Origin of the sequence: Maribacter vaceletii, assembly GCF_003634105.1 — a bacterium.
Taxonomy (GTDB): domain Bacteria; phylum Bacteroidota; class Bacteroidia; order Flavobacteriales; family Flavobacteriaceae; genus Maribacter_B; species Maribacter_B vaceletii.
In genome coordinates, this window is the sequence record NZ_RBIQ01000008.1 from 83402 (window position 1) to 96053 (window position 12652).

A 12652-nucleotide genomic window follows, 5' to 3' on the forward strand; every position below is an offset into this window, starting at 1 on the left:
AGAACACTAAATTATTTATATGCCTACTAAATCTAATAAAAAAATAAAACACCTTTTTCTAAGCCTTTTGTTTGATGGTATAGGAATGCTTTCTTTTGCAGTTCCTTTTCTAGGGGATTTCTCAGATGTTATTTGGGCTCCTATTTCTGCTTGGTTAATGATTAAACTTTATAAAGGAAAAATAGGGAAAGCAGCCGGAGTAGTATCTTTTGTAGAAGAAATAATACCTGGACTAGATGTTATACCAACCTTTACCATAATGTGGTTATATACTTATGTATTTAAAAAATCTAAATTTAGCAAGATTATAGATGTAGATTAATTACTTCATAAAAATGCTTATAATCTAAATTTAAATACTTAGAGGTTTTTCTCAATTTTTTTAAGATTATTTTCATATAGATTTACCCATAGGTTATTTGCTAATTCTTATTACAATGTATTAATTGTTACAAAAATAGAATTCAAAAATTGTAACTTTACATAAGACAATTTTTGAGATAATTAGTAATGAGTAGACGTAAATTTATTAAAAAAGCCACTCTAGGTACTCTAGCAGGTTTAATAGGTGCCGATATTGTTTTTGGAGCTTCAATGCCAAAAAATTATTTTCCAATTGCTTTACAAGAACCAGATTTATTTCAACTATTTGGTAAAAGTCCAGAAATGACGGTTTTGAATACTAAACCATGGAATATAGAGGCAAAAGCACATTTGTTAGATGACAAAATTACACCTAATAAAGCTATGTTTTTGCGTAACAATGGGTTACTTCCTGAGAAAATAGATTTAGATAAATGGACTCTTACAATAGATGGTGAATCTGTAAAAGAAAAAAAAACATATTCTCTGTCAGAATTAAAATCAAAATTTAAACAATATACCTATCAACTTACATTGGAATGTGGTGGTAATGGGCGTAGTGAGTTTGATCCTCCTGCAAAAGGTAACCAATGGACTATTGGCGCTGTTTCTTGTGCAAATTGGACAGGAGTACGGTTAAAAGATGTTCTAGAAGATGCGGGTATTAAAGAAGATGCTGTTTATATAGGATACCACGCAATAGATTCGCATTTAAGTAGGGATCCAAATAAAGAGCCTATTTCTCGTGGTGCCCCAATGGAAAAAGTAGTACAAGATGAAACTTTGTTAGCTTTTAAAATGAATAATGAGGCTATTCCTTTAGCACATGGGTACCCGTTACGTTTAATTGCTGGTGGTTGGCCTGCTTCTGTATCTGGAAAATGGATTAATAGAATTAGTATTCGTAATAAAGTACATGATGGTACTAAAATGACGGGTACAGCATACCGTGTGCCATGTAAACCTGTAGCTCCGGGAGAAAAGGTTAAAGATGAGGATATGTGTATTATAGAATCTATGCCTGTTAAATCATTAATTACGTTTCCTAAAACAGGTGCAATAATTAAGGAGAATAAAAAACTACATATTAGGGGACATGCTTGGGCTGGAGAGTTAGAAGTTGCCCAAATGGAGTACTCTATAGATTTTGGCGCTACATGGCTAGAATGTGTTATAGATAAACCGGTAAATAGGTTAGCTTGGCAACATTTTAGCGCATCACTTTCTTTTCCCCAAAAAGGATATTATGAAATATGGGCAAGGGCAACAGACTCTCAAGGAGTAAAGCAACCAATGGTTTTGCCAGGGTGGAACCCAAAAGGGTATCTTAATAACGCATGTCATAGAATAGCAGTTAAGGTAATTTAAAATGAAAAATTCAGATTTTAGGATTCAAGTAAAGGCTTTTTATGCGTTTTTATTGGTGTGTATTTCTCTTTTAGTACTTCTGAGTATTGTTATCTTATTATATAATAGTAACCCAGATATTTTTTATAGTAAAAAGGAAATAGACACTAAAGATTATATAGAAGTAAGTAAAGATGATAACTACGACAAAATTGAGAATGGAATTCATATAAGAACAGGTTTTAAAGAAGGAGAAGGCTTAATGGAAACTGTAAATAATTGTACTAATTGCCATTCTGCTCAATTAGTTATTCAAAATAGGATGAATAAAGAAAGATGGGAAGAAACAATACACTGGATGCAAGAAACCCAAAATTTATGGGATTTAGGAGATAATGAAGCTATTATAATAAATTATTTGGTTACTAATTATCCACCTGTTAAAAAGGGGAGGAGAACTATTTTGTCTACTGTAGAATGGTATAATTTAGAGGATGAATAAATACATACTTGGTTTTGGTAATGCAATTGAAGGTAGTATAAACTGGACATGGAAATCTATTTGTTTAGACGTTCCTTGGTATACGAATTATTTTTGGGGTTTGTTTGTTATTTCTTTACTAGTTTGGCTTTTAGAAATTGTATTTCCATGGCGCAAAAATCAATCTATTTTTAGGAAAGATTTTTGGTTAGATGCTTTTTATATGTATTTCAATTTTTTTATATTTTCTATTATAATAAGTGGTTTTTATAAAGTTATAGAGTTATTTTTTTTAGAGTTTAATATTACTGTTACTAGTTTAGCAATTTTTAATTTAGATGCTTTTCCTGTCTTGGGAAAACTACTAGTTTTTTTTATAATTCTAGATTTTGTGCAATGGTTTACACATATATTATTGCATAAACTTCCTTTGCTTTGGCGTTTTCATAAAATACACCATAGTGTTAAAGAAATGGGATTTGCTGCGCATTTACGTTACCATTGGATGGAAAATATTTTATATAAACCTTTAAAAACTATTGGGGTGATGTTACTTGGTGGTTTTGAACCAGAGCAAGCTTATATTGTTCACTTTTTTGCTATTATTATTGGGCATTTAAATCATTCTAATGTGAAAATTACTTGGGGGCCGTTAAAGTATATTTTTAACAACCCAGTAATGCACTTGTACCATCATGCTTATACTTTGCCGGAAGGAAAATACGGCGTAAATTTTGGAATTAGTTTAAGTATTTGGGATTATATTTTTAAAACTCATTATATACCAGAATCTGAAGGGAAAATTAGTTTAGGTTTTAAAGGAGATGAAAAAGTTCCAAGTTCTTTTTTTAGTCAATTAACTTTTGGCTTCAGTAAAGAAAAACAGGCTAAATAAAATAGTTCTTTATTTAAACAAAAAGCCTAAACCAAATCTACTAAGCATTTTTTTTTCAAAATTCCAGAAGAATTTAAATTGCCCAAATAACCAGCCAAAAGCAACTAATAAAACCTGATAAATTGGAAAAATAATTAAAATACGAAATGTCCAGTATATAAAACCGCCCCACCAAGCTTCTGAAAAGGATTCTCTAACTAATCCAATAGCATTCAATATAGGTTTTGCTAAAAATACAGCTGAAGAGCCAGTAATAGAGAAAACAATTAGTATAATAATGATAGCAAAATTAGAATCTATTCCCCATCGTTGTTTCAATTTTTCCATAGCGTATTTTAATCGCTTGCAAATATACTTTTTAAATACGAGGCATAAAAGGACCTAAGCGTTGATTATATTTTCTTTGGAAATAAATAAAGTAATTATATAATTTATAATTTACTTCATAACCATAGTCTATATTATTTTGGTAATTAATTTCAAGCTCATATAAGTTGGGATTATATCTTTGTGGTTGTAAAACCCTTCTATTCCATTCAGAAACATAAATTTGATTTCTATTTTCTAAATACGTTTGTGAATAAAACCCCTCTGGTCTTGCAGTGCTCTGTAACCAAAAATTAAAACCAGGTTCTATTATTATAATATCATATTCTGTAACATCACTAGAGATTGTAATTGTATCTCCTTCTATTTTACTAAAAGAAATTTTCTCCTCATTAGATATAGAAAGGCTGTTTTTAGAAGTTTTACAATTATTAAAAGTGAGGATGCTAATAATAAGAAAAACACAAATTTTATACGTAAAATTTTTCATTTGTTATAAAGTTACTATTTTTTCTAAAACGAATAGTTTTTTTATGGTTTAAACCTTTTTAGATAAGATATTTGTCCAAAAATAAGAGGTTTTTATTCCAATTATAATCTATGGACAAAACATTAAATATACCAAAAACAAAAAAACCTAGAGTAATAATAATAGGAGGAGGTTTTGGAGGAGTTTCTATTGCTAAAGAATTAGTAACTAGGAAAGATTTTCAGATTGTGTTAATTGATAGACAAAATTACCACACTTTTCAACCTTTATTATATCAGGTTTCTACTTCGTCTTTAGAACCAGAATCTATTGCCTATCCTTTACGTAAAATTGTAAAAAGAGGAAAAAATACATTTTTTAGGATGGCAGAAGTTTTAGAAGTAGATACATCTAAACAAGAAATTAAAACCAACATAGGTTCTATTAATTATGATTATTTAGTAATTGCTACAGGAGCGCGAACTAATTTTTTTGGGAATAAAGCTATAGAGCAAAATGCTATGCGAATGAAGAGTGTGCCACAGGCTCTAAAATTACGTAGCTTAATGTTAGAAAATCTGGAACAAGCTGTAATTACACCTAATTTAGAAGTAAGAAAAGAGTTGTTGAATTTTGTTATTGTTGGAGGAGGACCAACAGGAGTAGAACTTGCAGGTGGTATAGCAGAACTTAGAGAAAATGTATTACCAAAAGATTATCCAGATATGGATTTTTCTGAAATGGAAATACATCTTATAGAGGGAGCAGATAGAATTTTACCACCTATGAGTGCTGAGGCTAGTAAAAATGCCAAGAAATTTTTAGAAAAATTGGGAGTTAAAATTCATTTTAATACTATAGTTACTAATTATGAAAACCACATAGTTTCTACTAATACAAATTTAGAATTAAAAGCAGCAACATTTGTTTGGTCTGCGGGAGTTACAGGAGCGCCTATTAATGGTATAGGTGGCAATGCTTTAATAGAAAAAGCAAATCGTTATAAAGTAAACGAGTTTAATCAAGTTTTAGGTTTTGAGAATGTTTTTGCAATAGGAGATATTGCATTAATGCAAACCGAAAAATATGAAAGAGGACTACCAATGGTGGCGCAACCTGCTATACAACAAGGAAGTCATTTAGGGAAAAACTTACGAGCATTACATAACAAAAAGTCATTAAAAGCTTTTAAATATTTTGACAAAGGTTCTATGGCAACTATAGGGCGTAATAAAGCAGTTGTAGATTTAGGGAAATTACGTTTTGGCGGTTTCTTTGCTTGGTTTATTTGGATGTTTATTCATTTAGTTTTCTTAGTAGGATTTAGAAATAAGGTAGTAACTTTATTTAATTGGGTTTATAATTATATTAATTTTGATAAAGCCTCTCGTTTAATAATTACTCCTTTTAAAGCAAAGGAAGATACAGATGTTGTTTAATTTATTATAAAACCTGATGTATAAAAAAAATCCGAACAAGTAATTGTTCGGATTTTTTTATCTATTCATATCGGATTTATTTTCCAAATAAGCCTCCTAAAAGACCACCAAGTCCTCCTGAACTTTTGTTTCCTCCAAGTACCATTCCTGCTACATCATCTAAAATGCTACCATCACCATCAGAATCTAAGAAAGACTCAATTAAAGATTGCTGTTGGCCAGCGTTACTTCCACCGCCTAATAATCCACCAAGAACATCACCAATACCATTAGCATCTGTAACGTTTTGTTGTTTTGCTTGTTTCCCTAAAACACCCATTAATAATGGAGCAGCAACTTTTAATATATTAGCAACACTACCAGCATCTATTCCAGATTTTTGGCTTAATGCATTTTGTACTTGTGGCTGTTTGTTACCAAGAATATGACCCAATATACCAGCGCCATCATCCATTACAGATTGGTCTACACCGCCACCAAATAAACCACCAAGGTTGTCTAAAATACCACCATCGTGTTTGCTAGATAGGGCAGACATAAGTCCTTGTGCTCCTTCTGGAGTTGCAGCATTTCTTTTCATAGCTCCCATAAGAACTGGCATAGCCATACTTAATAAGTTTGCAGTACCAGATTCTGATTGTCCAGTTTGTCCAGCAACACCGCTAATTAATTGTTTACCCATTGGGCTGTTTAATAAGTCTAATAATCCTGACATGTAATAGTTGTTTAATTAATGTTTCAATGTTCTAAATTTAAAGAATAATTAGCTATTATGCTTTAAATATTTCTATTATTTGCTTTGCAAGTTCCATGCCAATTTTATCTTGTGCTTCTATGGTAGAAGCACCAATATGTGGAGATAATGAAATACTTGGGTGCATTAAAATTTTAATTTCCGGTGTAGGCTCTGATTCAAAAACATCTAAACCTGCAAAAGAAACTTTTTTGTTTTCTAGCGCTGCAACTAAAGCAACTTCATCTACACTACCACCACGAGCAGTATTTATTATACCAACACCGTTTTTCATACTATTAAAATCATTTTTATTTATAGTATACTCTTTTTGGGAGGGTACATGTAGCGTAATAAAGTCTGCAGCCTTTAAAACTTCTTCTTTAGGTGTATTAGTTAAAGAAAAAGATATTTTTTGATTGTCAAAAAAACTAATTTCTAAAGAAGAATTGGGCACAGCTGGGTCATAATAAAGTACATTCATACCTAGGCCAATTGCAATTTTAGCAGTTTCTTGACCTATTCTTCCAAAACCAATTATGCCAAGAGTTTTTCCACGCAGTTCTAAACCTTTAGCATAGCCTTTTTTTAACTTTTTAAAATTGCTATCTCCTTCTAATGGCATGTTGCGGTTAGCATCATATAAAAACCTGGAGCCACTTAATAAATGAGCAAAAACTAGTTCTGCTACAGATATAGAAGATGCTTCAGGAGTATTTATTACTTTAACCCCTTTTTTAGTTGCATAAGCAACATCAATATTATCTAAACCAATTCCTCCACGACCTATTAATTTTAAGGAAGAACATTGGTCTATAACTTCTTTGGTAACCTTAGTGGCGCTACGTACTAATAGTACAGATACCTTTTGTTCATTTATATAGTTAGCCAATTGCTCTTGAGCAACGGTAGTAGTTAATACTTTAAAACCATTAGCTTCTAAAGTAGATATTCCTGAAGAAGAAATACCATCATTTGCTAATATTGTCATATATATTCTATTAAAATAGTTGAGTTATTATCCTTTTCTTTCCATTTCGCTCATAACATCTACAAGTACACCTACACTTTCTAAGCTTAGTGCATTGTACATAGAGGCACGGTAACCACCAACAGAACGGTGACCATTTAATCCATTTATACCTGCTTCTTGTAATAGTTTTTCAAACTCACCTTTTAATTTATCATCCGAAAGATTAAAAGTTGCATTCATATTAGAACGGTCTGCTTTATTTGCATATCCATTAAAGACTGGGTTTAGTTCTATTTCTGAATATAATAACTGAGCTTTTTTATCATTAATTTCTTCTATTGCAGAAATTCCACCTAGATTTTTTAACCAATCTAGAGTTAACATAGAGGTGTATACAGCGAATACAGAAGGCGTGTTAAACATACTCTCCTTGTTAATGTGCACTTGGTAATCTAGCATTGATGGTATTTTACGAGTAACTTTCCCTAAAATATCTTGCTTAATAATTACTAGAGTTGCTCCTGCAGGTCCCATGTTTTTTTGTGCCCCTGCATAAATTAAATCGAACTGAGAAAAATCTAACTGTCTAGAGAAAATGTCAGAACTCATGTCACAAATTAATGGCGCATCTGTTTTTGGAAACTTTTTTATTTGCGTTCCAAAAATAGTATTGTTTGATGTTAAATGAAGATAATCTAGCCCTTCTGGTACAGTGTACCCTTTTGGAATATATTTAAAGTTTTCATCTTTAGAAGATCCTACTTCCATGACATCTCCAAATAATTTAGCTTCTTTAATAGCTTTATCACTCCAGGTTCCTGTATTTAAGTAGCCTGCTTTATTTTCTAATAAGTTATAGGCTGTCATTAAAAATTGTGTACTTGCACCACCTTGTAAAAACAATGCTTCATAACCTTGACCTTCTAACCCTAAAAGTTCTAATGCTAAAGACCTTGCTTTTTCCATAACAGCAACAAAATCTTTGCTTCTATGAGATATTTCTATAAGAGAAAGCCCAGAGCCATTAAAATCCATTACTGCTTCTGAAGCTTGTAATAAAACTTCTTTAGGTAAAATACATGGGCCTGCACTAAAATTATGTTTTTTCATATTTGTTTTTTTGAGGAGCATAAAAATACTAAGAATATGCTTTATGATTGTCTTGTTTGCGTACTATATTGATAAAAGAAATTCTACAGTATCTATATGATCTGCATATTCCCATAATTCTGGCATTTGTGTTTTTCCAAATGCTATTTCATTTGTGTAAAAATTATTCGCAACAATACATTGTAATTGGTCTTTTTCTTGCTCTAATTTAATTTTTAATTCTTCTAAAGAAGTATAATACTCAAAAAACACCGACGCAATAGGGGAGCCGTAGTTAGAATCTTCTTTAAGCATTAAAAAACCATTGTCTAGTATTTTAAATTCGCTCATTAAATAAACAGCTTTATTATAGTCGTAATTATTAGCGTATTTATTTTGATTTATTATAGGATGAAATTTATAAACTGCTTTATAAAAATCATCAAAATTATAACCTTCTGGGACAAAAAGTTTAGAAACACTTCTGCACCCTAGACCATAGTAAGTAAATATATCATCTCCCAAAGCAGTTAATTCTTCTGTAGTTTCTTGTCCGGTTAATACAGCAACAGAATTTCTGTTTTTACGAATAATATTAGGGCCTTTACTAAAATAATGTTCAAAATAACGAGCAGTATTATTACTTCCGGTAGCAATTACAGCATCAAAATTTTCTAACTTTCCATCGGAAAATATTATGCTTTCTTTGAAAGTAGGTTCGGTATAAATTAAATATTTTGCTATAAAATTAAATAATAATTTATCGTTTGATGATAGCTTAACAAGCGCTTTGTTTCCTGTAATTAATACTGTTAAAAAATCATGAAAACCAACTAAAGGAATGTTTCCTGCAAGAATAAGTGCTACGGTTTTAGAGGTGTTTTTTGATAAATTATAGTCATTTAACCATTTCTCTAAATTGTGTACTGTTAGTAAATGACCCCAACTTTTTATACTTAAAAGAATATTTTCTTGTGTAAACCACCCATTATAATGCTTAGCATTATTTACTACTTGTAAAAATTCTTCTTTCCAAGATGTATCATTTTCTAAAGAAACAGCGTTATTATTAACATATTCACAAAACTCTTGGAAGAATGCTCCAAGTTTAACAAAAGCTTTTAATCTAACCTTATGGTCTATCATTATATTTGTAAAAGATTTTATTTGGTACTAACTTTGCGCAAAAGTATAGATACTGGGTTTTTGAAACAAGTTAAGAGCAATTAAATTCAGGAAGTAAACAAAGATATTATGGCAATTATTATAACAGACGAATGTATAAATTGTGGCGCATGTGAGCCAGAATGCCCAAACACTGCTATTTATGAAGGAGCAGATGAATGGAGATATAACGATGGTACTTCTTTAGAGGGGGATGTTGTTTTACCTAGTGGAAAATCTGTAAATGCAGAAGAAGCCCAAGAGCCAATTAGTGATGAAGTATACTATATAGCTCCGGATAAATGTACAGAATGTATGGGATTTCATGAAGAACCTCAATGTGCGGCAGTATGCCCTGTAGATTGTTGTATTCCTGATGATGATAACGTAGAGACTGAAGAAATACTTTTAGGAAAACAAAAATTTATGCACCCTGATGGGTAGGTAAATTTTAAAATTATTTAAAAAGCCCGAACTAAATTTAGTTCGGGCTTTATTATTGATAATAGACTAATAGTAAAAAAGCTACCCAATTAAGGATAGCTTTTAAATAAACAAATGAACTAAAAATATATTTATTATGGCTTAAAAGTTAAAACCTAGTTTGGCATAGTAATATGATCCTCCGAATCCCATTTGTACAGCTTCCCAGTATCCTCCAGAATCTGTTTCTCCATCATTTTGCTGGTCTGGATATACATTAAATAAGTTATTGCCACCAACATTAAGTGTTAAGTTATCCGTTAAATCAAAACCAAGATTTAAATCTACTGTCATTTTAGCTTCAAAAACATCTTCAGTATCTGCAAAATCTATTAATACAATCTCACTAAATCTTGTTGCAGCAAGAGAAACATTAAATTTTTCTCTTGTATATCCTAAGTTTAATCCTAGTTTACTGTCAGGAGCAGAGGCTAACAAGAAAGATTGGTCTCTATTACTAAAAAAAGTATTTTGGTCTAAATTGCCATTATTAATACTTTTAATATCCATGTTATTAAAATTCCCTGTAAAAGTAGCAGATACACTACCTTTATCTAAGTGTTTTTTCCAAGCTAATACCACATCTAAACCTGTAGTTTCTGTATCTGCTCCATTAGCAAAAAATTGTGCATTATCTACATTAGGAAGTTGTGGAGCATCAAACGGACTTGTTAATACAATACGGTCTTTAATATTTATGTAATAACCATCTATAGTTGCATTAAAATTACCAAAAGAAGCTGTGAAACCTAAACCAGCATTTACTGCTTTTTCTTCATTTAATGCATTAATGCCAAATGAAGCAGTTACAGGACTGTTATTTGGAGATAATAAAGATTCTTGTGCAACTCCACCATCAAAACTTGTGAATTTTAAGTTGTAATATATTTGTGCTAATGAGGGAGCTCTAAAACCTGTACTTACAGAACCTCTAACATTAATATTATCGGATGCTTTTAAACGCATTGCTAATTTCCCATTAAGAGTGCTACCAAAATCGCTATAATTCTCATATCTAGCTGCTCCACTTAATAAAAAGGATTCAGAAAAATCTACTTCTGCATCTGCATATAAAGATAAGTTAGATCTATTACGGTCTACCTCATTTGCTGGACCATATCCTGGGAAACCTTGAGAACCACCTGGCCTTAAGTTTCCAGTTTCTGGATCTGTTGGCTGCGTTTGTGTAGATGGGTCTGTAATTATAACCCCATTAGTATCAAAAGTACCATAAGCTGCCTCTTCTCCTGCAAAAATTACAAAATTTTCATTTCTATACTCAGCACCAAAAGCAAAGTTAAGTCCCTCTAGAATTTCATCATAATATTTAGAAAAATCTAAATTTAATGTATTCTGACTTAAACTATGGCCACCTGCATCAAAATCCGTTGGAGAAGATTCTTGTAATGAAGCATTTAAGCTTCCTTTAATAAAGTAATGAAAATTGTTTTTTCCATACGTATTACTAAAATCAACTTTCCAACCGCTATCTAATTCTGTTCTAAAACCTGCAGAAATAGAGTTATCTAGTATAATAGATGTAATTCTTGGTGTAAACCCATCTGGGTATATACTAGTAACAATTCTTTCTGTTGGGTTATTTCTTGTAAATGCGTATGCATCGGTATCTCTATAATTTCTTCCTCCAAAAGCATATATTTCAGATTTATCAGATACTGGTACAGATGCATTTAACATAAAGTTAAATCCTGTTATAGATGCTTCTCCAAATCCTCTTCTAAAACTATAGCCAGGTCGTAAGGTTTTGTTTTTATTAATATATTCTGCAGTCATATTAACATAACCACCTTTTTCTCCTAAGGCTATACCATAGTTTACTCCAGCTTTTACAGAACCACCATCAAAACTTTGATCGCTTCCAATTTGGTTGCCGTCTTTATCTGTATCTAATCTATTTCCGTCTGTATTTGGTGTGCCATCAGGAAAATCTCCATCTGCATTTGTATTATATGCACCGTAACTAACAAAACCACTTACTTTATCAATATTGTCCTTTAAAACAATATTAATTACACCTGCAATTGCATCTGATCCGTACTGTGCAGCAGCACCATCTCTTAAAATTTCTATTCTTTTAATTGCACTGGTAGGTATGGCATTTAAATCGGTTCCTGTGTTACCTCTACCACGAGTACCAAAAATATTTATTAATGAAGATTGGTGTCTTCTTTTACCATTAATTAAAACTAATGTTTGATCAGGCCCTAAACCACGTAATGAAGCTGGATCAATATGATCCGCACCATCAGAACCAGATTGCTTATTTGCGTTAAAAGAAGGAGCTGCATATTGTAATAATTGGTTTACTTCTATACTACCACTTTGTGTAGCTACATCTGCTACATTTATAACATCTACAGGAACAGAAGAATCTGTAGCTGTTCTTTTTGGACTTCTAGAACCTACAACTTGAACTCCGTCTAATTGCATTCCTTCCGATAAGCTTACGTTAAGAGTAGTACTATCTGCAAGTTTCTCAACAGTACCAAAGCCTATATAGCTAAATACAAGAGTTGCACCTTCTGCTACATTAATAGTATAATTACCATCAAAATCTGTAGTTGTACCATTTGTTGTTCCTTTTTCAACAATATTAACACCACCTAACGGGGTTCCGCTTTCGTCAGTTACAACACCACTAATAGAGCTTTGAAAAATAGTAGCATTGTAATGCTCTGTAACTATTTTTTTGCCCTCTAAAGAAAGTCCTTTGTTTGCTGTCATAGCTAGGCTTACAACAAACAATGTTTTTAATCCTCTTTTTAAATTCATATAGTAATTTTTGATTATTAACTATTTAAAAAACAATAACCACCCAAAGTGTATAATTGTTAGATTATGATTTGAATGGTTATTTTATTATTATCT

The 12652-nt window shown here is 31.4% G+C and carries 13 protein-coding genes; 6 read left to right on the forward strand and 7 right to left on the reverse strand.

The window, feature by feature from the left end; translation table 11 throughout:
• Positions 1 to 19: 19 nt before the first annotated feature.
• From CLV91_RS07830 to CLV91_RS07845, 4 genes are all read left to right on the forward strand, one after another.
• Positions 20 to 322 (forward strand): hypothetical protein, encoded by a 303-nt coding sequence (locus tag CLV91_RS07830; protein ID WP_121066025.1) that lies wholly within the window; start codon positions 20 to 22, stop codon positions 320 to 322.
• Positions 323 to 510: 188 nt separating this feature from the next.
• Positions 511 to 1731 carry a sulfite oxidase gene (locus CLV91_RS07835; protein WP_121066028.1) on the forward strand — a complete coding sequence of 407 codons (1221 nt, stop codon included), beginning with the start codon at positions 511 to 513 and terminating at the stop codon, positions 1729 to 1731.
• Between the two features lies 1 nt (position 1732).
• The gene (locus CLV91_RS07840) at positions 1733 to 2212 is read left to right on the forward strand and encodes a monoheme cytochrome C (RefSeq protein WP_121066031.1); all 480 of its coding nucleotides are present in this window, start codon (positions 1733 to 1735) and stop codon (positions 2210 to 2212) included.
• Positions 2205 to 3086 carry a sterol desaturase family protein gene (locus CLV91_RS07845; RefSeq protein ID WP_121066034.1) on the forward strand — a complete coding sequence of 294 codons (882 nt, stop codon included), beginning with the start codon at positions 2205 to 2207 and terminating at the stop codon, positions 3084 to 3086. The genes CLV91_RS07840 and CLV91_RS07845 overlap by 8 nt, the downstream gene beginning before the upstream one ends.
• A gap of 9 nt (positions 3087 to 3095) precedes the next feature.
• Here CLV91_RS07845 and CLV91_RS07850 read toward each other — a convergent pair whose 3' ends face one another.
• Together CLV91_RS07850 and CLV91_RS07855 are read right to left on the reverse strand one after the other, a co-directional pair.
• Positions 3096 to 3413 carry a DUF6787 family protein gene (locus tag CLV91_RS07850; protein WP_121066037.1) on the reverse strand — a complete coding sequence of 106 codons (318 nt, stop codon included), beginning with the start codon at positions 3411 to 3413 and terminating at the stop codon, positions 3096 to 3098.
• A 31-nt stretch (positions 3414 to 3444) separates the two neighbouring features.
• Positions 3445 to 3903 carry a DUF6146 family protein gene (locus CLV91_RS07855; protein WP_121066040.1) on the reverse strand — a complete coding sequence of 153 codons (459 nt, stop codon included), beginning with the start codon at positions 3901 to 3903 and terminating at the stop codon, positions 3445 to 3447.
• Positions 3904 to 4013: 110 nt separating this feature from the next.
• Between CLV91_RS07855 and CLV91_RS07860 the strand changes: the two genes are divergently transcribed.
• On the forward strand, positions 4014 to 5321 hold the full coding sequence (locus CLV91_RS07860) for an NAD(P)/FAD-dependent oxidoreductase (protein WP_121066043.1): 1308 nt from the start codon (positions 4014 to 4016) through the stop codon (positions 5319 to 5321).
• Positions 5322 to 5397: 76 nt separating this feature from the next.
• Here the strand turns inward: CLV91_RS07860 and CLV91_RS07865 are convergent, their stop codons facing one another.
• From CLV91_RS07865 to CLV91_RS07880, 4 genes are all read right to left on the reverse strand, one after another.
• On the reverse strand, positions 5398 to 6036 hold the full coding sequence (locus CLV91_RS07865; RefSeq protein ID WP_121066046.1) for a DUF937 domain-containing protein: 639 nt from the start codon (positions 6034 to 6036) through the stop codon (positions 5398 to 5400).
• Between the two features lie 55 nt (positions 6037 to 6091).
• Positions 6092 to 7045, reverse strand: a complete 954-nt coding sequence (locus CLV91_RS07870; protein WP_121066049.1) for a D-2-hydroxyacid dehydrogenase — start codon at positions 7043 to 7045, stop codon at positions 6092 to 6094.
• A 27-nt stretch (positions 7046 to 7072) separates the two neighbouring features.
• Positions 7073 to 8137 carry a 3-phosphoserine/phosphohydroxythreonine transaminase gene (gene serC / locus CLV91_RS07875; protein WP_121066052.1) on the reverse strand — a complete coding sequence of 355 codons (1065 nt, stop codon included), beginning with the start codon at positions 8135 to 8137 and terminating at the stop codon, positions 7073 to 7075.
• 63 nt (positions 8138 to 8200) lie between these two features.
• Entirely contained in the window at positions 8201 to 9259 is a 1059-nt protein-coding gene (locus CLV91_RS07880; protein ID WP_121067829.1) for an acyl-CoA reductase, read from the reverse strand.
• 111 nt (positions 9260 to 9370) lie between these two features.
• Between CLV91_RS07880 and CLV91_RS07885 the strand changes: the two genes are divergently transcribed.
• The gene (locus CLV91_RS07885) at positions 9371 to 9724 is read left to right on the forward strand and encodes a 4Fe-4S dicluster domain-containing protein (RefSeq protein ID WP_121066056.1); all 354 of its coding nucleotides are present in this window, start codon (positions 9371 to 9373) and stop codon (positions 9722 to 9724) included.
• Positions 9725 to 9865: 141 nt separating this feature from the next.
• On the opposite strand, the gene CLV91_RS07890 is transcribed toward CLV91_RS07885, so the two are convergent.
• Positions 9866 to 12556: a TonB-dependent receptor gene (locus tag CLV91_RS07890; RefSeq protein WP_245987156.1), complete on the reverse strand. Its 2691-nt coding sequence runs from the start codon at positions 12554 to 12556 to the stop codon at positions 9866 to 9868.
• Positions 12557 to 12652: the final 96 nt, after the last annotated feature.

Coding starts and splice junctions, on each gene's coding strand:
- CLV91_RS07885 (WP_121066056.1), top strand. CDS start 9,371: ATGGCAATTATTATAACAGACGAATGTATAAATTGTGGCGCATGTGAG.
- CLV91_RS07830 (WP_121066025.1), top strand. CDS start 20: ATGCCTACTAAATCTAATAAAAAAATAAAACACCTTTTTCTAAGCCTT.
- CLV91_RS07845 (WP_121066034.1), top strand. CDS start 2,205: ATGAATAAATACATACTTGGTTTTGGTAATGCAATTGAAGGTAGTATA.
- CLV91_RS07890 (WP_245987156.1), bottom strand. CDS start 12,556: ATGAATTTAAAAAGAGGATTAAAAACATTGTTTGTTGTAAGCCTAGCT.
- CLV91_RS07835 (WP_121066028.1), top strand. CDS start 511: ATGAGTAGACGTAAATTTATTAAAAAAGCCACTCTAGGTACTCTAGCA.
- CLV91_RS07840 (WP_121066031.1), top strand. CDS start 1,733: ATGAAAAATTCAGATTTTAGGATTCAAGTAAAGGCTTTTTATGCGTTT.
- CLV91_RS07860 (WP_121066043.1), top strand. CDS start 4,014: ATGGACAAAACATTAAATATACCAAAAACAAAAAAACCTAGAGTAATA.
- CLV91_RS07870 (WP_121066049.1), bottom strand. CDS start 7,045: ATGACAATATTAGCAAATGATGGTATTTCTTCTTCAGGAATATCTACT.
- serC (WP_121066052.1), bottom strand. CDS start 8,137: ATGAAAAAACATAATTTTAGTGCAGGCCCATGTATTTTACCTAAAGAA.
- CLV91_RS07855 (WP_121066040.1), bottom strand. CDS start 3,903: ATGAAAAATTTTACGTATAAAATTTGTGTTTTTCTTATTATTAGCATC.
- CLV91_RS07865 (WP_121066046.1), bottom strand. CDS start 6,036: ATGTCAGGATTATTAGACTTATTAAACAGCCCAATGGGTAAACAATTA.
- CLV91_RS07850 (WP_121066037.1), bottom strand. CDS start 3,413: ATGGAAAAATTGAAACAACGATGGGGAATAGATTCTAATTTTGCTATC.